General features: G+C 68.8%; 17 protein-coding genes. 15 read left to right on the top strand and 2 right to left on the bottom strand.

Annotated elements, in window-relative coordinates:
• The first annotated feature begins 96 nt into the window (after positions 1 to 96).
• The 5 genes from priA to AC1C2R_RS00135 all read left to right on the top strand — a co-directional run bounded on the left by priA (position 97) and on the right by AC1C2R_RS00135 (position 8,682).
• Positions 97 to 843 (top strand): bifunctional 1-(5-phosphoribosyl)-5-((5-phosphoribosylamino)methylideneamino)imidazole-4-carboxamide isomerase/phosphoribosylanthranilate isomerase PriA, encoded by a 747-nt coding sequence (priA, locus tag AC1C2R_RS00155; RefSeq protein WP_495350518.1) that lies wholly within the window; start codon positions 97 to 99, stop codon positions 841 to 843.
• Complete coding sequence (locus tag AC1C2R_RS00150) at positions 827 to 1,687, top strand: SseB family protein (protein WP_495350517.1); 861 nt, start codon at positions 827 to 829, stop codon at positions 1,685 to 1,687. Before priA ends, AC1C2R_RS00150 begins: the two co-directional genes overlap by 17 nt.
• Positions 1,688 to 1,829: 142 nt before the next feature.
• Entirely contained in the window at positions 1,830 to 3,251 is a 1,422-nt protein-coding gene (locus tag AC1C2R_RS00145; protein WP_495378545.1) for a pyridoxal phosphate-dependent decarboxylase family protein, read from the top strand.
• A 144-nt stretch (positions 3,252 to 3,395) separates the two neighbouring features.
• Positions 3,396 to 7,919: an ATP-dependent helicase gene (locus tag AC1C2R_RS00140; protein WP_495378544.1), complete on the top strand. Its 4,524-nt coding sequence runs from the start codon at positions 3,396 to 3,398 to the stop codon at positions 7,917 to 7,919.
• Entirely contained in the window at positions 7,906 to 8,682 is a 777-nt protein-coding gene (locus AC1C2R_RS00135) for a DNA-formamidopyrimidine glycosylase family protein (RefSeq protein WP_495378543.1), read from the top strand. Before AC1C2R_RS00140 ends, AC1C2R_RS00135 begins: the two co-directional genes overlap by 14 nt.
• An 11-nt stretch (positions 8,683 to 8,693) precedes the next feature.
• On the opposite strand, the gene AC1C2R_RS00130 is transcribed toward AC1C2R_RS00135, so the two are convergent.
• Entirely contained in the window at positions 8,694 to 9,044 is a 351-nt protein-coding gene (locus AC1C2R_RS00130) for a DUF1844 domain-containing protein (RefSeq protein WP_495350513.1), read from the bottom strand.
• A 277-nt stretch (positions 9,045 to 9,321) separates the two neighbouring features.
• On the opposite strand from AC1C2R_RS00130, the gene infC reads away from it, so the two are divergent.
• The 10 genes from infC to pheT all read left to right on the top strand — a co-directional run bounded on the left by infC (position 9,322) and on the right by pheT (position 18,557).
• Positions 9,322 to 9,942: a translation initiation factor IF-3 gene (gene infC, locus AC1C2R_RS00125; protein WP_495380355.1), complete on the top strand. Its 621-nt coding sequence runs from the start codon at positions 9,322 to 9,324 to the stop codon at positions 9,940 to 9,942.
• 57 nt (positions 9,943 to 9,999) lie between these two features.
• Entirely contained in the window at positions 10,000 to 10,194 is a 195-nt protein-coding gene (gene rpmI / locus AC1C2R_RS00120; RefSeq protein WP_495350512.1) for a 50S ribosomal protein L35, read from the top strand.
• A 31-nt stretch (positions 10,195 to 10,225) separates the two neighbouring features.
• Complete coding sequence (rplT, locus tag AC1C2R_RS00115) at positions 10,226 to 10,612, top strand: 50S ribosomal protein L20 (protein ID WP_056657885.1); 387 nt, start codon at positions 10,226 to 10,228, stop codon at positions 10,610 to 10,612.
• Between the two features lie 101 nt (positions 10,613 to 10,713).
• The gene (locus tag AC1C2R_RS00110) at positions 10,714 to 11,526 is read left to right on the top strand and encodes a TrmH family RNA methyltransferase (protein ID WP_495350511.1); all 813 of its coding nucleotides are present in this window, start codon (positions 10,714 to 10,716) and stop codon (positions 11,524 to 11,526) included.
• Positions 11,527 to 11,582: 56 nt separating this feature from the next.
• A complete protein-coding gene (locus AC1C2R_RS00105) occupies positions 11,583 to 12,371 on the top strand; it encodes an amino acid ABC transporter ATP-binding protein (RefSeq protein WP_495350510.1) in 789 nt (262 codons plus the stop codon).
• Between the two features lie 54 nt (positions 12,372 to 12,425).
• Positions 12,426 to 13,292 (top strand): glutamate ABC transporter substrate-binding protein, encoded by an 867-nt coding sequence (locus AC1C2R_RS00100; protein ID WP_495378542.1) that lies wholly within the window; start codon positions 12,426 to 12,428, stop codon positions 13,290 to 13,292.
• Between the two features lie 68 nt (positions 13,293 to 13,360).
• A complete protein-coding gene (locus AC1C2R_RS00095) occupies positions 13,361 to 14,008 on the top strand; it encodes an amino acid ABC transporter permease (RefSeq protein WP_495378541.1) in 648 nt (215 codons plus the stop codon).
• Positions 14,005 to 14,928, top strand: a complete 924-nt coding sequence (locus AC1C2R_RS00090; RefSeq protein ID WP_495362721.1) for an amino acid ABC transporter permease — start codon at positions 14,005 to 14,007, stop codon at positions 14,926 to 14,928. The genes AC1C2R_RS00095 and AC1C2R_RS00090 overlap by 4 nt, the downstream gene beginning before the upstream one ends.
• 61 nt (positions 14,929 to 14,989) lie before the next feature.
• Positions 14,990 to 16,030: a phenylalanine--tRNA ligase subunit alpha gene (gene pheS, locus AC1C2R_RS00085; RefSeq protein ID WP_495378540.1), complete on the top strand. Its 1,041-nt coding sequence runs from the start codon at positions 14,990 to 14,992 to the stop codon at positions 16,028 to 16,030.
• Between the two features lies 1 nt (position 16,031).
• Entirely contained in the window at positions 16,032 to 18,557 is a 2,526-nt protein-coding gene (gene pheT / locus AC1C2R_RS00080; protein WP_495378539.1) for a phenylalanine--tRNA ligase subunit beta, read from the top strand.
• 100 nt (positions 18,558 to 18,657) lie between these two features.
• On the opposite strand, the gene AC1C2R_RS00075 is transcribed toward pheT, so the two are convergent.
• Positions 18,658 to 19,650, bottom strand: coding sequence for an NAD-dependent epimerase/dehydratase family protein (locus tag AC1C2R_RS00075; protein ID WP_495378538.1), 993 nt, complete (start codon positions 19,648 to 19,650; stop codon positions 18,658 to 18,660).
• Between the last annotated feature and the right edge of the window lie 16 nt (positions 19,651 to 19,666).

The raw sequence follows: 19,666 nt of genomic DNA, 5'->3' as shown, positions 1-19,666 counted from the left end.
CCATCGGCGTCACGTGCACGTCGCCGCGACGTGGTCGGACTAGGATGCTGTGACTGTGCCGATTCGCAGGCGCGACCGCGATCTCTAGGACAGTGAATGAGTGAATTCAACAAGACCCCCCGCCTGGTTTTGCTTCCGGCCGTCGATGTGGCCGGTGGCAAGGCGGTGCGCCTGACGCAGGGTGAGGCCGGCACCGAGACCAGCTACGGCGACCCCGTCGACGCGGCCGTCGATTGGGCCGATCAGGGGGCCGAGTGGATCCACCTCGTCGACCTCGACGCGGCGTTCGGTCGCGGCTCGAACGCGGGCGTGCTGAAGAAGGCCATCCGCCAGGTGCGTGGCGTGAACGTCGAACTCTCCGGTGGCATCCGCGACGACGAGTCGCTCGAGCATGCCCTCGAGATCGGCGCCAAGCGCATCAACCTCGGTACGGCAGCGCTCGAGAACCCCGAGTGGGCGGCGTCCGTCATCGCTCAGTACGGCGAGGCGATCGCGATCGGGCTCGACGTGCGCGGCACGACGCTCGCCGCGCGTGGTTGGACGCAGGACGGCGGTGACCTCTGGCAGGTCATGGAGCGCCTCGAAGAAGCCGGCGCCGCCCGATACGTCGTCACCGACGTCACGAAAGACGGCACGCTGCAGGGCCCGAACCTCGATCTGCTGCGCCAGGTGATGGACCGCACGCACCGCCCGGTCGTGGCATCGGGGGGCATCTCGAGCCTCGACGACATCGTCGCCCTCCGCGAGCTCGTGCCGCTCGGCCTCGAGGGTGCCATCGTGGGCAAGGCGCTCTACGCCGGTGCATTCACGTTGGCCGAGGCGCTGGATGTCGCTTCGCAGTGACCCCGGCGCCGAGCCGGGTCGCGGTGAGACGGATGCCGCGGCATCCGTCGACTCGCAGTCGGCTGCCGGTGCCGGTGCTGGTACCGACTCCGCCGGCGTGCCGTGGGCGGGGCGGGCGTTCCAGTCGAACGCGCATGCCGCCGACGACGGCCGGGCACCGGAGGCCCTCGCCGCCGCGCTGGACGGTTTCCGCGCGGGCACGATCGGCCAGGCCGCCGTTGTGGCGGAGTTCGCCCGATCGCGTCTCCTGATCCCGCTCCTCGCCGAACTCGGAACCGGCGGTGCGGAGACGGGCGCGCACGGCCTCGCTGTCGACAAGAGCCAGGAGCTCTCGATCGTCACCGTCGAGGGGCCTGATGGGCGCAAGGTGCTGCCGGTGTTCGCCTCGGTGCAGGCGATGTCGCGATGGAACCCCGTGGCGCGGCCGGTGCCGGCCGACGGTGTGCGGGTCGCCCTCGCCGCCGCTGACGACGGCACCGATCTCGTCGTGCTCGACCCGGGCTCCGCGACCGAATTCGTGCTGCGGAGGCCGGCGCTCTGGGCGGTCGCGCAGTCGCAGGACTGGCATCCGCCGTTCGAATCCCGAGAGGTCGAGGCCGCATTCCGTCGTTCGATCGACCGGGAGCTCGCGGTGCTCGGTGTGACCCTCCTCGCCGGCGACCCCGACGCGCGACTCGCCGGTCCCGAGCTCGTGGTGCGCCTGGAGCTCATCGGTGGGCTCAGCCGGGACGAGCTGGACGCGACGACGGCGCGTCTTGCACGTCGGTGGGCGGCCGACGACGTCATTGCGACGTCGGTGGATTCGCTCACGGTCAGACTCGTGGGTGGCGCACCACTCGCCTGATCGCGCGTCTGCCGATTGCGTGGGCGCTGGCGTGGCATCGCGCGGGTGGATGCGTCTGTCGCCTGAATGGGGCCGTTGACCGTTCCCCCTGCAGCGGCGCACAATCGGGTTGTGCGTGCGGCGCACGGAATCCAGGTGCGGCATGGATGGATCGACATCGCCGACCGGTGGCGACACCGCGTACGACGAAGTGCTCGAGGCTGCCGGTCATCACGCACGGGAGTGGCTGTCGGGGGTGGGCGAGCGCCGGATTCCGCCGCGCGCGACCCTCGATGAGATCAAGGACCGACTGGGGCGCGAGCTGCCCGTGATCGGTGAGCCAGACCTCGATGTTCTCGTGCGGCTCGCAGAGGGCGCCGAGCCGGGACTCATCGCGATCGGGTCGCCTCGCTTCTACGGCTGGGTGATCGGCGGCACGCAGCCGGTCGCGCTCGCTGCAGACTGGCTGGTTTCGGCGTGGGATCAGAACACGGGACTGCGAGCGATCACTCCGGGTGCGGTCGCCGTCGAGGAGCTCGCGGGGGAGTGGCTCCTCGAGATCCTCGGATTGCCGGAGGGCAGTGACGTCGGGTTCACGACCGGGGCGACGATGGCGCAGTTCTCGTGCATGGCGGCCGCTCGAAACGAGGTGCTGCACCGCGTCGGCTGGGATGTCGAGACCAATGGGCTCGCCGGTGCGCCGGCCGTGCGGTACATCGCCGGTGAAGAGCGGCACGGCACGGTCGACCTGGCGGCGCGTTATCTCGGCCTCGGGGCGCCGACGACGGTACCGGCCGACGGGCAGGGGCGCATCCGCGTCGACGAGTTGAGCGCTGCGCTCGCAATGGGCACGGGCCCGGCGATCGTCGCCCTCCAGGCCGGCAACATCCACTCGGGCGCATTCGACGACTTCGCCGCCGCGATCGAAGTCGCCCATGCCGCCGGCGCTTGGGTGCACGTCGACGGCGCGTTCGGGCTGTGGGCGGCGGCGTCCTCCGCGCTCGGCCACCTCGTGGCGGGATTCGAAGGGGCCGACTCCTGGTCGACCGATGCGCACAAGACCCTCAATGTGCCCTATGACTGCGGCATCGCCATCGTGCGTGATCCTGCGGCGATGCGCCGCGCGCTCGGTATGCACGCGAGCTACCTGCAGGCGACGGACGTCGGTGCGGACCCGCACGAGAAGGTGCCCGAGCTGTCGCGCCGCGCGCGAGGGGTGCCGACGTGGGCGGTGCTGCGTTCCCTCGGCCGCACGGGGGTCGCGGGCCTCGTCGACGGCCTGGCCGAATCGGCCCGTGCCATCGCCGACGGCCTCGGCCGGCTTCAGGGCGTCGAGGTGCTGAACGACGTCGTGTTCACACAAGTGTGCATCGCGCTCGATGACGACGCGGCGACAGCCGCGCTCAGCGAGCGGCTGTGGTCCGACGGCGAGGTGCTCGCGATGACCTCGCGCTGGCGGGGTCGCACCGTCGTGCGGTTCTCGGTGAGCAATTGGCGCACGGATGCCGCGCAGGTCGCGCGCACGGTCGAAGCCGTCTCCCGTGCCCTGGCCGCGATCCGCGCGGAGACTCCGTCGGTCGAGTAGCCTTCCCCGTCGGTCGAGTAGCGCCCTCCCCGCTGGTCGAGTAGCGCCTTCCCCGTCGGTCGAGTAGCGCCCGACGAAGGAGGACGCGTATCGAGACCCCACAACGCTCAGCCCGCAGTCGGCGGCATCCGCTTGAATGGAGTCATGACGGAAGCGCTCGACGCGTTCTCGCCTGCGACGCGGGCGTGGTTCACCGAGTCCTTCCGCGCGCCCACCGCGGTACAGCGCGGCGCCTGGCAGTCGATCTCCCGTGGCGATCACTCGCTGGTCGTCGCGCCGACCGGTTCAGGTAAGACGCTCGCCGCGTTCCTCTGGGCGATCGACCGACTCCACCACGAGGGGGCCGACGCGACCACCACGGGCACCCGGGTCATCTACCTCTCGCCGCTGAAGGCCCTCGGCGTCGACGTCGAACGCAACCTGCGGGCACCGCTCGTGGGCATTGCGCGTACGGCCGCCGCCCATGGTCTCGAGGTGCCTGAGGTGTCGGTTGGGGTCCGCTCGGGCGACACGCCACCGGCCGAGCGACGCTCGCTCGTCGCGCATCCGCCCGAGATCCTCATCACGACCCCCGAGTCGCTCTTCCTCATGCTCACTTCGGCTGCACGCGAGACGCTCCGCGGTGTGCAGACGGTCATCGTCGACGAGATCCACGCGCTCGCGGGCACCAAGCGCGGCTCGCATCTCGCGCTCTCGCTCGAACGACTCGACGAGCTCACGGCGCAGCCGGTGCAACGCATCGGCCTGTCGGCGACGGTGCGTCCGCACGAAGAGGTCGCCCGGTTCCTCGGTGGCACGCGGAAGGTCACGATCGTCGCCCCAGCCTCGGGCAAGCGGTTCGATCTCAAGGTCACGGTGCCGGTCGACGACCTGTCGGACCTCGCAGGCGAGACGAGTGCCGGTTCGGTCTGGCCGCACGTCGAAGAGGCGATCCTCGACGAGGTGCTCGCCCATCGCTCCACGATCGTCTTCGCGAACTCGCGTCGTCTCGCCGAACGCTTGACCGCGAGGCTCAACGAGCTATGGGCAGAGCGCACGGCAGAGCCCGTCGACGCTCTCGTCGAGTCGGCGGCCACTCGCCGCACCCCCGCCGAAGCGGTCGGCGCCTCGGGCATCACGGGTGGTGCCCCGCCGGTCATCGCCCGCTCGCACCACGGCTCGGTCAGCAAAGAGGAGCGTGCCCTCGTCGAAGACGACCTGAAGTCGGGCCGACTCCGCTGCGTCGTGGCGACGTCGAGCCTCGAACTCGGCATCGATATGGGCGCGGTCGACCTCGTGATGCAGGTCGAGTCGCCGCCCTCGGTCGCGAGCGGCCTGCAGCGCCTCGGTCGTGCCGGTCACCAGGTCGGGGAGGTGTCGAAGGGGCTCATCTTCCCGAAACACCGTGCCGACGTGCTGCACTCGGCGGTCGTCGCCGAACGCATGATCGGTGGAGCGATCGAAGCACTGCGCATTCCCGCCAACCCGCTCGACGTGCTCGCGCAGCAGACCATCGCCGCGACCGCGCTCGACGAGTGGGACGTCGAGGCGTGGTTCGAACTCGTGCGCCGCGCGGCGCCGTACGCGGCGTTGCCGCGGTCGGCGTTCGACGCGACCCTCGACCTGCTCGCGGGCCGGTATCCGTCCGACCGCTTCGGCGAGCTTCGCGCTCGTATCGTCTGGGATCGCGACGCCGGCACGATCGTCGGCCGCCGCGGGGCCCAGCGCCTCGCGGTCACGAGCGGCGGCACGATTCCCGATCGTGGCCTCTTCGGCGTGTTCATGGTCGGCGAGGCCGGCCCCGGCCGCCGGGTCGGCGAGCTCGATGAGGAGATGGTGTACGAGTCGCGGGTCGGCGATGTCTTCGCGCTCGGCGCGACGAGCTGGCGCATCCAAGAGATCACGCACGACCGGGTGCTCGTGGCGCCGGCTTTCGGCGAGCCGGGTCGACTTCCGTTCTGGAGGGGCGACGGCATCGGGCGCCCTGCCGAGCTCGGAGCCGCGATCGGCGAATTCATCGCCGAACTCGCGGGTGCACCGACATCCGATGCCCTCGTACGCAGTCGCGCCGCCGGGCTCGACGAGCGCGCAGCGATCAACCTGGTGAAGTTCATCGACGACCAGCGCGCGGCGACCAGAGTGGTGCCCGACGCGACGAACCTCGTGGTCGAGCGGTTCCGCGACGAGCTCGGCGACTGGCGCATCGTGCTGCACTCGCCGTACGGCATGCGCGTGCATGCGCCGTGGGCGCTCGCCATCGGGGCGCGCGTGCGCGAGCAGAGCGGCGTCGACTCGAACGCGGTGGCGAGCGACGACGGCATCGTGCTGCGCATGCCCGACACCGGCGACGATCCGCCGGGCGCCGAACTCTTCGCGTTCGAGCCGGCGGAGCTCACTGAGTTGGTCACGGCGAATGTCGGTGGTTCGGCGTTGTTCGCGGCACGATTCCGCGAGTGCGCGGCCAGAGCGCTCATCCTGCCCCGCAGCAACCCGGGCAAGCGGTCGCCGCTCTGGCAGCAGCGGCAGCGCGCCTCGCAACTGCTCGAGGTGGCCCGCGACTTCCCCGAGTTCCCGATCGTGCTCGAGGCGGTGCGCGAGTGCCTGCAAGACGTCTACGACCTGCCGGCCCTCACACGACTCGCCGAGCGCATCGAGCGGCGAGAGCTGCGCTTCGTCGACGTCACCACCGAGTCGCCGAGCCCATTCGCCTCGAGCCTGCTCTTCGGGTACGTCGGCGCGTTCATGTACGAGGGCGACGCCCCGCTCGCCGAGCGGCGGGCGGCGGCGCTCTCGCTCGACCCGGCACTCCTCGCCGAGTTGCTCGGCACCGTCGAGCTGCGCGAGTTGCTCGACCCAGAGGTGGTCGACGAGGTCGAGCGCATGCTCCAGCGACTCCATCCCGAACGTGTCGCACGCGGCGAAGAGGGCGTCGCAGATCTGCTCAGCGATCTCGGGCCCCTCACGGCCGACGAGGTCGCCGAGAGAGTCGATGACGAGACGGATGCCGCCGCGGCCCTCGCCTCGCTCGTCGAGACCCGCCGTGCGGCGCCCGTGCGCTTCGCCGGGGAGTCGTGGTTCGTCGCGGTCGAAGACGTCAGCCGGCTGCGCGACGCCCTGGGTGTGCCGATCCCGCCCGGACTGCCAGAGGTGTTCGGCGAGCCCGTGCGCGACCCGCTCGGAGACCTCGTCGCCCGGTTCGCCCGCACACACGGGCCGTTCACCGTTCACGCGGTGGCAGCACGGTTCGGCATCGGCCAGGCCGTGGCATCCGCCGCCCTCGCTCGATTGGGCGGTGAGCGGCGGGTGGTCGAAGGCGAGTTCCTGCCGCACGGGTCCGGTCTGGAGTGGTGCGACAGCGGTGTGCTCCGGCGCATCCGTCGCCGTTCGCTCGCGGTGCTCCGCAACGAGGTCGAACCCGTCGAACCGCGCGAGTTCGCGCGCTTCCTGCCGGCGTGGCAGCACGTCGGTGGGCGCCTCACCGGGGTCGACGGCGTCGCCGCGGTCATCGAGCAGCTCGAGGGGGCTCGCATTCCCGCCTCGGCATGGGAGGCCTACGTACTGCCCGCACGGGTTGCCGACTATCGGCCCGGCATGCTCGATGAGCTGACCGCGGCAGGCGAAGTGCTCTGGGCGGGCGCCGGGTCGCTCGCCGGCGACGACGGGTGGATCAGCCTCCACCTCGCCGAGGCCGCCGAGCTCACCCTGCCGGCCCCGGCATCCGCACCGCTCGACCCGCTCGAGTCCGAACTCATCGCGGTACTCGGAGGCGGTGGCGGCTTCTTCTTCCGGCAATTGGCCGAGGCTGTCGGGTCCGAAGACGACCGCGCTCTCGCCGACGCACTGTGGCGGCTCGTCTGGGCGGGGCTCGTGACGAACGACACCTTCGCCCCGGTGCGCGGAATGCTCACCGGCGGCGGAGCGCACAAGACTGCGGCGCCGACGCCTCGGGCGAGGCTGCGTGCCGGGTCGCTCTCACGGCGTTCGCTGGCGGCCAGCGTGCAGGCCGGGCGCACCGCAGCGGCGCGCGCCAACCCGCCACGGGCAGCGGGTCGATGGTCGGTGCTGCCGTTCGTGAGCGCCGCGGCGACGCCGCGTGCGCATGCCCTCGGTGAGGCATTGCTCGAACGCTACGGCGTGGTCACCCGGGGCTCGGTCGTCGCCGAAGGTCATCTCGGCGGCTTCGCGCTCGCGTACCGCACCCTGTCGGGCTTCGAAGACTCGGGCCGGGTGCGCCGCGGGTATTTCATCGACGGGCAGGGCGGTGCGCAGTTCGCCACGGGTGCCGCCGTCGATCGGCTTCGCGCCGCACCGAAGGGTGAGGCCGTCGCGCTCGCCGCGACCGACCCTGCGAACCCATTCGGTGCGGCACTCGACTGGCCCGAGACAGCCGGCGAGGGCGCGCATCGCCCTGCCCGCAAGTCGGGTGCATTCGTCGCGATCGTCGACGGCGAGGCGGTGTTCTACCTCGAGCGCGGCGGGCGCACGGCGCTCGTGTTCACCGAAGACACCGACGCGTTGTCCGCGGCATCCGCGGCACTCGCCGCCGCTCTCACCCGCGGGCGCTCAGAGCGCCTCCGTGTCGAGACGGTGAACGGCGCTCCGGTGTTCGGTTCGGTGCTCGACCGGCCGCTGCGCGCCGCGGGCTTCCGCGAGACTCCCCGAGGGCTCCGGTTCGATGCCCGAGGGTGATACCGTCTTCCGCGCTGCACGCCAGCTCGACGCCGTGCTCGCCGGGCATCTGGTGACGCGCTCAGACTTCCGCGTGCCGGCCTTCGCGACCGTCGACCTGGCCGGAGAACGCGTCCATTCGGTGGCCAGCCGCGGCAAGCACCTGCTGATGCGCATCGGTGATCAGGTGGTGCACTCGCACCTCAAGATGGAGGGGGAGTGGCGGGTGTTCCGCCCAGGCGAGCACTGGCGTCGGCCGGCCTGGCAGGCGCGCGCGATCATCGAGGTGACGGATGCCTCGGCAGTCGGTTTCGACCTCGGCGCCCTCGAGGTCTTCCCGGCGGGTGAAGAAGCGCAGCGACTCGCGTATCTCGGTCCTGATCTGCTCGGCGATGACTGGAACGCCGACGAGGCGGTGCGTCGCCTCGCAAGCTCTCCTGAGACGCCGATCGCGGTCGCGCTCGGCGAGCAGCGCAACCTCGCCGGCCTCGGCAACGTCTACGTCAACGAGCTCTGCTTCCTCCGTGGCATCCTGCCGACGCGGCCGGTAGCCGAGGTAGACGTCGAGCCGTTGGTGGCGCTGGCCAGCAGGGTCATCCGCGCGAACCGCGAGCGTGCGGTGCGCACGACGACCGGTGACACGCACCGCGGCCGCCAGCTCTGGGTGTGCGGCCGCGGCGGTGAAGCTTGCCGGCGCTGCGGCACCCGCATCGAGCACGGCCGACTCGGGCGCAACGATCTCGAGCTGCGTGAGACGTGGTGGTGCCCGAACTGTCAGCGCTGACGCACGCGGACTCAGCTGACCGGGCCGGTCCACTTCTCGCCGGGACCCTGCCCGATCGGGTCGGGAATGACCGACGCCTCGCGGAACGCGAGTTGCAGCGACCGCAGTCCGTCGCGAAGGCTCCGTGCGTGCATGTCGCTGATCTCGGGCGCCCCGGCGGTGATGAGACCCGCGAGCGCGTTGATGAGCTTGCGCGCCTCGTCGAGGTCGATCTGCTCTTCGGGGTCTTCGGCGAGTCCGACCTTCACGGCGGCGGCGCTCATGAGGTGCACGGCGGCGGTTGTGATGATCTCGACTGCGGCGACCTCGGCGATGTCGCGGGTGGCGCCCTCGACGGTGGTCTCGTCTGAACTACTGTTCACGGACTTCCTCTGTTAGACTGCTTCGGGCTCCGGGGCTTCACCCCGGTACGAAAGTGGAGATTCTCCCACCCGCGCATACCGCTTCATCAAGGTTACCGGGTCGATTGCACTCCGCTTCCACGTCACCGCGCCAACCAGCGCAGTACGGGGGAGTAGACAGGGTGCCGTATGAATGCACGGTGGGATTCCGTGCGCGATTACGTGGATTTCTCCTTTCGTCGTCGGGCGGCAGATGCCTCCCGACCGAGCGAATCAGCTTGAGTAGAGGAGAACACGCATCAGCGATCCCCGTACAAACGACCGTATCCGCGTCCCCGAGGTCCGACTCGTAGGGCCTGCCGGAGAGCAGGTCGGCGTCGTGAAGATCGAGGTGGCCCTGCGGCTCGCGCAGGAGGCCGATCTCGATCTCGTCGAGGTCGCTCCGAACTCGAAGCCGCCGGTCGCGAAGATCATGGACTACGGCAAGTTCAAGTACGAGGCTGCGCAGAAGGCGAAAGAGGCCCGGCGCAACCAGGCGAACACGATCCTCAAAGAGGTTCGCTTCCGTCTCAAGATTGACAAGCACGACTACGAGACGAAGATGAAGCGTGCCGTCGGCTTCCTGAAGGCCGGCGACAAGGTCAAGGCGATGATCCTCTTCCGCGGTCGCGAGCAGTCGCGCCCCGAGATGGGTGTCCGCCTCCTGCAGCGCTTCGCCGAAGACGTCGCCGAGTACGGCACGGTCGAGCACAACCCCACGATCGACGGCCGCAACATGGTCATGGTCATCGGGCCTCTCAAGAACAAGTCCGAGGCCAAGGCCGAGGCGAATGCACAGCGTGCTGCGGCGAAGGCGCGACCGGCGGCGGATGCCCCCGACAACGCCCCGTCGCAGACGGCCGAGTCCGCCGAGGGCTAGGCCAGACACACCCCCGTCCGCCACTCGCGTGGCGGCAGAACCAAGGAGAAAGACGAGATGCCGAAGCAGAAGACCCATTCCGGGTCCAAGAAGCGCTTCAAGATCACCGGCAGCGGCAAGATCAAGAAGCAGCAGGCCGGGATGCGCCACAACCTCGAGGTCAAGTCCTCGAAGCGCAAGGCCCGCCTGAACCAGGACAAGGTCGTGTCGGCCCCCGACGCCAAGGTCATCAAGAAGCTTCTCGGCCGCTGAGCCGCGAGACCCGTAAGGAAGAAACAGAGTCATGGCAAGAGTGAAGCGGGCGGTCAACGCCCACAAGAAGCGCCGGGTCATCCTCGAGCGCGCCGAGGGTTACCGCGGCCAGCGTTCGCGTCTGTACCGCAAGGCCAAGGAGCAAGTCACCCACTCCCTCGTCTACGCGTACCGCGACCGCCGCCAGAAGAAGGGCGACTTCCGTCGCCTCTGGATCCAGCGCATCAACGCCGCGTCGCGTGCGAACGGCCTCACCTACAACCGCCTGATCCAGGGCCTCGGCCTTGCAGGCATCGAGGTCGACCGTCGTATCCTCGCCGACCTCGCGGTCAACGAGCCCGCGACGTTCGCGGCGCTCGTCGAGTCGGCCAAGAAGGCCCTCCCCGCCGACACGTCGGCGCCGAAGACCGCGGCGTAAGCAGCGACCTTTCGCATTCGTTCGGCCCGGCACCACTGCGTGAGAAGCAGAGCGTGCCGGGCCGTCCTGTCTCCATCGTGGCCCGGGAATAGACTGGTGACATGCTCGAAAATCCCAGGTCGCCGCGCGTCCGCGCCGTCGCGAAACTCGCCAAGAAGGCCGCACGTGCCGAGAGCGGCCTGTTCCTGCTCGAGGGACCGCAGGCGGTCGCAGAGGCGCTGACGTTCCGGCCGCAACTCGTCGTCGAGCTCTTCGCGACGCCGAGCGCACTCGACCGGCATGCCGAGATCGGCGAGGCTGCCGCAACGGCCGGCGTCGAGGTCGAGTTCGTCACCGAAGAGGTGCTCGATTCGATGGCCGACACGGTGACGCCGCAGGGCTTCGTCGCCGTGTGCCGCCAGTTCCCGACCGCGGTGAAAGACGTCTTCGCGGCTGGCCCGAAACTCGTCGCGATTCTCGAAGAGGTGCGCGATCCGGGCAACGCAGGCACCATCGTGCGTGCCGCCGATGCGGCAGGCGCCGACGCCGTGATCTTCACCGGTCGCACGGTCGACCTGTACAACCCGAAGGTCGTTCGCTCCTCGACGGGTTCGATCTTCCACCTGCCCGTCGCCGTCGGTGCAGAGCTCGAAGATGTGCTCGCGCGTGCGCGTGCTGCGGGTCTGACGGTGCTCGCCGCCGATGTGAAGGGCGACGACCTGCTCTCCACTCGCAATGACGGCGTGCTGGCCAAGCCGACCGCGTGGTTGTTCGGCAACGAGGCGCGCGGCCTCCTCGATGAGCAGCTCGAACTCGCCGACCGGGTCGTGACCGTGCCGATCTACGGGCACGCCGAGTCGATGAACCTCGCCACCGCGGCATCCGTCTGCCTGTACGAGAGCGCCTTCGCGCAGCGAAGTGCGCATCACGGTTAGGTAACCACCGCGCCCCGGCTTGGTGCTGAGCCATCGCGAGCCCTAGTTTTGGGAGTATGGAGCCAACCCAGCCCGCCCCGCCGACCTCCAACATCTCGGTGCGTCGCGGTGAACCCCTCGTCGTCGTCGACCACGTCGAGAAGCACTTCGGTGATCTGCACGTGCTGAACGACATCAACACCGTCGTGAACCGCGGTGAGGTGGTCGTGGTCATCGGGCCCAGCGGGTCGGGCAAGTCCACGCTGTGCCGGGCGATCAACCGGCTCGAGACCATCGACTCCGGCACGATCTCGATCGACGGCGAGCAACTGCCCGACGAAGGCGCGGCTCTCGCGAAGCTGCGTGCCGATGTCGGCATGGTCTTCCAGTCGTTCAACCTGTTCGCCCACAAGACGGTGCTCGAGAACGTCACGCTCGCGCCGATCAAGGTGAAGCGGATGTCGCGCAAAGACGCCGAAGCGAAGGCGATGGAGCTGCTCGAGCGCGTCGGCGTGGCGAACCAGGCGAAGAAGATGCCGGCTCAGCTCTCGGGCGGTCAGCAGCAGCGCGTTGCGATCGCTCGGTCGCTTGCGATGAACCCCAAGCTGATCCTCCTCGACGAGCCGACGAGCGCACTCGATCCCGAGATGATCAATGAGGTGCTCGACGTCATGGTCGGTCTCGCCAAAGACGGCATGACCATGATCGTCGTCACGCACGAGATGGGCTTCGCTCGCAAGGCTGCCGACCGTGTGCTCTTCATGGCCGACGGCAAGATCGTCGAAGAGGCGACGCCGGCCGAGTTCTTCGACCACCCGAAGTCCGACCGCGCGAAGGACTTCCTCTCGAAGATCCTCGAGCACTAGAGACCCGCGCTGCCACGAGCGGCGAGGAACCAAACACAGAGAAGAGGCAGAGACATGAAACGCATGAGAATGGCACTCGTCGCGGCAGCAGCGGTGTCGGCACTCGCGCTCGCCGGCTGCGCCGGCAACGGAGGCGACACGGCTGAAGAGCCGTCGGCAGAGCCTGCGCCCACGTTCGAGGCCGGCACGACGATGGCGGAACTCTCCGAGGCGGGCAAGATCACCATCGGCACCAAGTTCGACCAGCCGCTCTTCGGACTCAAGGGGCCGTCAGGCGATCCCGAGGGCTTCGACGTCGAGATCGGCAAGATCATCGCGAGCGAACTCGGCATCGATGAAGAGAACATCGAATGGGTCGAGACGGTCTCCGCGAACCGTGAGCCGTTCATCGAGAACGGTCAGGTCGACATCGTCGTGGCGACGTACACGATCAACGACAAGCGCAAAGAGGTCGTCTCCTTCGCGGGCCCGTACTACATGGCAGGTCAGTCGATCCTCGTGCTCGCCGACAACGACGACATCGAGAGCGAAGAAGACCTCGTCGGCCAGCCCGTCTGCTCCGTCACCGGCTCGACGCCGGCAGCGAACCTGAAGGAGCTCGGCGCCGAGGTCATCGAGACCGACACCTACAGCAACTGCCTCGAGCCGCTCCGCAGCGGCCAGGTCGTCGCAGTGTCGACCGACAACGTGATCCTCGCGGGTCTCGCCGCCCAGAACGAGGGCGAGTTCAAGGTCGTCGGCAAACCCTTCACCGAAGAGCCTTACGGCATCGGCCTCGCACTCGACGACACCGAGTTCCGCGACTGGATCAACGACGTCCTCGAGGAGGCCTACGAAGACGGCCGCTACGAGGAGGCGTGGAACTCCACCGCCGGAACCGTGCTGCCGTTCGTCGAGCCGCCGGCAGTCGACCGCTACTGATTCGACACGCGTCCCGGGCGAGCATCGCCCGGGACGCGTCCCATCCCTACTGACCGGAACGGAGACTCGTGGACGCCGTCATCGAGAACCTGCCGACCTACTTCGAGGGCTTCAGGACGACCCTGTTGCTCCTCGTGGTAAGCGGTATCTCGGCGCTCATCCTCGGCACGATCATCGCGGCGATGCGCATCTCGCCGGTCGGGTCGCTGCGCGGCTTCGCGACCGTCTACACCGAGCTCGTGCGCAACACGCCGCTCACGCTCGTGCTCTTCTTCTGCGCGATCATCCTGCCGTACCTCGGCTCGCGTCTCGACTACGTCACTGCCGCGATGATCGGACTCTCGGTCTACACCTCGCCGTTCGTGGCCGAGGCGCTCCGCTCGGGCATCAACGGCGTGCCGCTCGGCCAAGCCGAGGCCGCACGCAGCGTGGGGCTCGGGTTCGGCCAGACGGTCAGCCTCGTGATCATGCCGCAGGCGTTCCGCATGACGATCCCGCCGCTCATCAACGTCTTCATCGCGCTCACGAAGAACACCTCGGTCGCGGGCGGATTCTTCGTCTTCGAACTCTTCGCCGCGACCCGTGAGATCGCGAACGCGAACGGAAATGCGGTGATCGCGATCCTTCTGGCCGCCGCGACGCTCTACCTCGTGGTGACGATCCCGTTGGGCATCCTGGCCGGCCGACTCGAACGCAAGTGGGTGGTGCAGCGATGAGCAACTCATCGGTTCTCTTCGACGCTCCGGGGCCCAAGGCGCGCCGTCTCTCGTTGATCTCCTCGATCATCGCCGGCATTCTGATCCTCGCCGGAATCGGCTGGATCGTATGGACGCTCGCCCAGCCGCGCGACAGCGGGGGCATCACGCTTCCAGGCTTTTTCGACGCGAGTCGCTGGAACATCTTCGCCGACCCGGAGGTGTGGCAGTTCATCATCTTCGAGGGTGTGGCCGGCACCTTGCGCGCCGCACTTACGGCGGCGGTCTTCGCGGTCACGATCGGTGTCTTGTTCTCGCTGCTGCGCAGCTCGGAGCACGCGTGGATCCGCGTTCCGACCACGGTCGTGCTCGAGTTCCTGCGCGGCATGCCGGTGCTGCTCATGATGCTGTTCATCCTGCTCGTACTGAACACCGGTTCGTTCTGGGCAGTGGTAGCGGCGCTCAGCCTCTACAACGGCGCGATCATCGGTGAAGCTCTGCGCGCGGGCCTGGTCGCACTTCCGCGCGGACAGCGCGAAGCCGGGCTCAGCCTCGGCATGCGGCCGCTGCAGTCGAAGATGCTCGTGGAATTCCCGCAGGCGTTCCGACAGATGCTGCCGATCATCGTCGCCCAGCTCGTCGTGCTCCTGAAAGACACCTCGCTCGGATTCATCGTCGGCTACAGCGAGCTGCTGCGGGTCAACATGAACAACCTCGGCAGCTTCTACGGCAACCGCTACCTGTTCTCGCTCTTCGTCGTGACGCTCGTGCTCTACCTGATCATGAACCTCTCACTCTCGTGGTTCGCACGCTGGCTGTCGCGGCGTACGGCGTCGAAGTCGAGCGGCAAGCGGCTGAACCCCGATGACCCGAACCAGGCGATGCTCGTCGCGCAGGCGACGGCCGCGGCGAAGCAGTCGTACACGCCTGGCAATTTCTGAACCGGTTCGCGTCCATCCGAGCAACTGAGCTAGCGACCGAGGACGACTAGACTCGTTTCTCGTGTCCGAGCCCCGTGAAATCACCGAGAACGCCGTCCAGACGGCGGTCGATGCAGCCCTCGCGGCGATCGCATCGGCCGGCGACTCCGCCGCGCTGAAGCAGGTCCGCACCGAGCACACCGGGGAGAAGTCCGCCCTCGCACTGCTCAACGCGCAGCTGCGCAACGTGCCGAACGATCAGAAGGCCGCGCTGGGCAAGCTCGTCGGCGGCGCCCGCGGCCGGGTGACTCAGGCGTTCGCTGCACGTGAGGCCGAGATCCTCGAGGCCGAAGCTGTCGCGCAACTCGAGGCTGAGACGGTGGATGTCACGGCGCTCGCGTCACGATACCGGCCGGGCGCGCGGCATCCGCTGACCCTGCTGCAAGACCGCGTCTGCGACGTGTTCACCGGCATGGGCTGGGAGATCGCCGAAGGCCCCGAGGTCGAGAGCGAGTGGTTCAACTTCGACGCGCTGAACTTCGACGCCGATCACCCGGCGCGCGCGATGCAGGACACGTTCTTCGTCGACCCGCCCGAGGCGCACCTCGTGCTGCGCACGCACACGAGCCCGGTGCAGATCCGATCGATGCTCGATCGCGAGCTGCCGCTCTACGTGCTCGCCCCGGGTCGCGTCTACCGCACCGATGAGTTCGACGCGACCCACCTGCCGGTCTTCATGCAGTTCGAGGGCGTCGCCGTCGACAAGGGCCTCACAATGGCGCACCTCAAGGGCACCCTCGACCACTTCGTGAAGTCGATCTTCGGCGACGAGGCGAAGATCCGCCTGCGCCCGAGCTACTTCCCGTTCACCGAGCCCTCCGCCGAGCTCGACTTCTGGCACCCGACCTTCAAAGACGGGCCGCGCTGGATCGAGTGGGGCGGCTGCGGCATGATGCACCCCAACGTGCTGAAAGCCGCCGGCATCGACCCCGAGGTGTACACCGGGTTCGCGTTCGGCATGGGCATCGAGCGCGGGCTCATGCTTCGCAACGATGTGCAGGACATGCGTGAAATGGTCGAGGGAGACATCCGTTTCTCCCAGCAGTTCGGAATGGTGGTCTGAAATGAGGGTGCCGCTCAGTTGGCTCGCCGAGTACGTCGAACTCGTACCGGGCACGACGCCCGAAGACGTGCATGCCGCCCTCGTGAAGGTCGGCCTCGAAGAGGAGGACGTGCACACGTTCGACCTCGAGGGTCCGATCGTCGTCGGCGAAGTGCTCGAGTTCGTCGAGGAACCGCAGACGAACGGCAAGACCATCCGCTGGTGCCAGGTGCGCGTCGCCCCTGAGGGCGAGCCCGCGGCCGACGGCGGCGACGCCGTACACGGCATCGTCTGCGGTGCCCGCAACTTCTTCGTCGGCGACAAGGTCTTGGTGACGCTTCCGGGTGCCGTACTGCCCGGTCCGTTCCCGATCGCGGCGCGCAAGACCTACGGACATGTCTCCGACGGCATGATCGCCTCGGCGCGCGAGCTCGGGCTCGGCGAAGACCACGACGGCATCCTGCGCTTGTCGACGCTCGGCATCGATGCGCCAGTCGGTACCGACGCGATTGCGTTGCTCGGCCTCGACGACGCCGCCATCGAGATCAACGTCACTCCCGACCGCGGCTACGCGTTCTCGATCCGCGGCGTCGCGCGCGAGTACGCCCACGCGACGGGCGCGCGGTTCCGCGACCCCGTCGAGCAGGTCACGGCGACGGATGTCTCGGACGACGCGTTCTCCGTCGTGATCGACGACGCTGCACCGATCCGCGGCAGGCTCGGCTCCTCGGTCTTCGCCACGCGCATCGTGCGCGGTGTCGACCCGAGCCGCCCGACGCCGGCATGGATGATCGCACGGCTGAAGCTCGCCGGCATCCGCTCGATCTCGGTGCTCGTCGACATCACCAACTACGTCATGCTCGAACTCGGCCAGCCGATCCACGGCTACGACCTCGACCAACTCCGCGGCGGCCTTGTCGTGCGTCGTGCTACGGCGGGGGAGAAGTTCACGACGCTCGACGGCAAGGAGCGCACGCTCGACGTCGAAGACCTCGTCGTCACCGACGACCGCGGGCCGATCGGGCTCGGCGGCGTCATGGGCGGTGCCGAGACGGAGATGGGTGATTCGACGCGCAATGTGCTCGTCGAGGCGGCGAACTGGGACCCCGTGTCGATCGCCCGCACCGCACGCCGTCACAAGTTGCCGAGTGAAGCGGCCAAACGCTACGAGCGCGGCGTGGACCCCGAGATCGCGGCTGCCGCAGTGTCGAGGGTCGCCCAGCTCATGGCCGATCTCGCCGGCGGCACCGCCGATGACGGCGGGTCCCTGATCCAGACCACCCCGCCGCGAACGCCGATCTTCCTGCCCCATGGATTCGTCTCGGCGATCATCGGCGTCGAGTACTCCGACGACGAGGTGCACGACGCGCTCGCCGAGATCGGTGGCGGCATCACCTCCGTCGATGGCGGACTCTCGGTCGTGCCTCCCGCGTGGCGACCCGACCTCACCGGCCGTGAAGAACTCGCCGAAGAGGTCGCCCGCCTCATCGGGTACGACCGTATCCCGTCGGTGCTGCCCGTCGCGCCGCCCGGTCGTGGCCTCACCCGTTCGCAGCGGCTCCGCCGTCGCACGGCAGACGCGCTCGCCGCGGCCGGCTCGACCGAGGTGCTCTCGTTCCCGTTCGTCTCGGCTGAAGAGAATGCCGTGTTCGGCAGCGCCGACGGCTCGCCCGTGCCATCCGTTCGCATCGCGAATGCACTCGACCAGACCGCGCCGTTCCTTCGCCGTTCTCTGCTGCCCGGCCTGATCGGCGCCGCCCGTCGAAACCTCTCGCGTGGACTGACCGACCTCGACCTGTTCGAGATCGGCACGGTGTTCCTGCCCGAGCCGGGCCGTGTTTACGGCTCGCCCGAACTTCCGGTCGGCGACGCCAGGCCGAGTGACGACGTGCTGGCGGTGCTCGACGCCGGCATCCCGCCGCAGCCCCGCCACCTGGGTGCGCTCATCATCGGCGACGTCGTGTCGAAGCAGCCTGGCCAGCCAGCCGTGCCAGCCGGTATCGCCGACGCGCTCGACCTCGTTCGCGCGGTCGAGCTTGCGACGGGCGCTCGCATCGAGTTCGTGCAGGGTCGGCATCGGGCGCTGCACCCGGGTCGCACCGCCGAGCTCCGCGTGAACGGCACGACCGTCGGCTTCGCAGGCGAACTGCTGCCTGCTCTCGCCGATGAAGCGGATCTTCCCCGTGTCGTGGCCGTCGTCGAACTCGACCTCGACGCCGTCATCGCATTGACGGAGCCGACTGTGGAGGCGCACGCGATCGGTACGCTTCCGGCGGCGACGCAGGATCTCTCGCTCATCGCTCCCGTCGACGCGGCCGCCGCCGAGGTCGCCGAGGCAGTTCGAGAAGGCGCGGGGGAGTTGCTCGAGCAACTTTCGCTCGTCGACGACTATCGCGGCCAGGGCGTGCCGCCGGGCTCGAAGAGCCTGACGTTCGCGCTCAGGTTCCGTGCCGGCGACCGCACGTTGACCGCTGCCGAGGCGAGCGAAGCGAAGCTCGCCGGTGCAGCGCTCGCGCGTGAGCGGTTCGGGGCCACCATCCGCGAGTGATCGCGCGAGCGCGAATCCGACGCCGCCTTCGGGTCGCGCGAACTCGCTGAATCACAGTACGCACCGGCGCACTGGCGCAGCGCGCTGCGGCGATCATCGATCAGGCGCCGTAGCGCGCTGCGATGCGGTCGAATGCGGCATCCAGCTGCTGGTCGACGACGCGCCGCGAGGCATCCGCGTCGTACCAGTCGACGATCTCCTGAGCTCCGCGCCAGAAGGGCACGGTCGCGCGGTACTCGGGCACGAGCGCCTTCACCTTCGCGTTGTCGAATACGACCGAGTGCGACTTGTCGCCCAGAAGACCCGGGCCGTGCTCGGGCAGTTCTCGTGCCAGCACCTCGCTTGCGACATGCACCGGGTTGAACTCGGCGCGTGCGCCGGCAGCTCGTGCGAGCAGCGCGAAGATCTGGTTCCAGGTGAGCACCTCGTCCGAGGTGATCTGGAATGCCTCACCGACCGCGCGGTCGTTGCCGAGCAGCCCGGTGAACGCGACGGCGAAGTCCTCCGTGTGGGTGAGGGTCCAGAGGCTCGTGCCGTCGCCGTGCACGACGACCGGGGCGGCTCGGCGCATCCGATCGATCGCGGTCCAGCCGCCGAGGAGCGGAATGCTCGTGCGATCGTACGTGTGCGAGGGCCGGATGATCGTCGCCGGGAACCCTCGCTCGCGGTAGGCAGCGACGAGCAGGTCTTCGCTCGCGATCTTGTCGCGGGAGTACTGCCAGAACGGGTTGCGCAGCGGGGTGGACTCGGTGATCGGCAGGCGGGCGACGGGCTTCTGGTACGCCGAGGCCGACGAGATGTAGACGTACTGCGCGCACCGCCCGTCGAAGAGCTCGATGTCGTGTGCGAGCTGAGCCGGCGAGAACGAACGGAAGTTCGCGACGACGTCGAACTCCTCGTCACCGATCGCGGTCGCGATGGATGCCGCGTCCCCGGCGTCTCCGATGAGCTGACGTGCCCCGGGGATCGGCGCACGCTGTCGGCTCCTGCCTCGGTTGAGAAGCGTGAGCTCGTCGCCTCGATCGATGACGCGAGCACTCGCCGCCGAGCTGATGACGCCGTTGCCGCCGATGAACAGCACGCGTAGAGCCATGGTTTCCTCCTCGACG

The sequence above is a fragment of the Agromyces sp. Y182 genome, assembly GCF_059445385.1.
The sequence above is the reverse complement of the archived record's forward strand: the minus strand, read 5'-3'. Positions and strand labels throughout refer to the sequence as shown.

Bases quoted from the DNA above. Each gene is read 5' to 3' on its own strand.
- priA (WP_495350518.1), top strand. From the start codon at position 97: ATGAGTGAATTCAACAAGACCCCCCGCCTGGTTTTGCTTCCGGCCGTC.
- AC1C2R_RS00150 (WP_495350517.1), top strand. From the start codon at position 827: ATGTCGCTTCGCAGTGACCCCGGCGCCGAGCCGGGTCGCGGTGAGACG.
- AC1C2R_RS00145 (WP_495378545.1), top strand. From the start codon at position 1,830: ATGGATGGATCGACATCGCCGACCGGTGGCGACACCGCGTACGACGAA.
- AC1C2R_RS00140 (WP_495378544.1), top strand. From the start codon at position 3,396: ATGACGGAAGCGCTCGACGCGTTCTCGCCTGCGACGCGGGCGTGGTTC.
- AC1C2R_RS00135 (WP_495378543.1), top strand. From the start codon at position 7,906: ATGCCCGAGGGTGATACCGTCTTCCGCGCTGCACGCCAGCTCGACGCC.
- rpmI (WP_495350512.1), top strand. From the start codon at position 10,000: ATGCCGAAGCAGAAGACCCATTCCGGGTCCAAGAAGCGCTTCAAGATC.
- rplT (WP_056657885.1), top strand. From the start codon at position 10,226: ATGGCAAGAGTGAAGCGGGCGGTCAACGCCCACAAGAAGCGCCGGGTC.
- AC1C2R_RS00110 (WP_495350511.1), top strand. From the start codon at position 10,714: ATGCTCGAAAATCCCAGGTCGCCGCGCGTCCGCGCCGTCGCGAAACTC.
- AC1C2R_RS00105 (WP_495350510.1), top strand. From the start codon at position 11,583: ATGGAGCCAACCCAGCCCGCCCCGCCGACCTCCAACATCTCGGTGCGT.
- AC1C2R_RS00100 (WP_495378542.1), top strand. From the start codon at position 12,426: ATGAAACGCATGAGAATGGCACTCGTCGCGGCAGCAGCGGTGTCGGCA.
- AC1C2R_RS00090 (WP_495362721.1), top strand. From the start codon at position 14,005: ATGAGCAACTCATCGGTTCTCTTCGACGCTCCGGGGCCCAAGGCGCGC.
- pheT (WP_495378539.1), top strand. From the start codon at position 16,032: ATGAGGGTGCCGCTCAGTTGGCTCGCCGAGTACGTCGAACTCGTACCG.
- AC1C2R_RS00075 (WP_495378538.1), bottom strand. From the start codon at position 19,650: ATGGCTCTACGCGTGCTGTTCATCGGCGGCAACGGCGTCATCAGCTCG.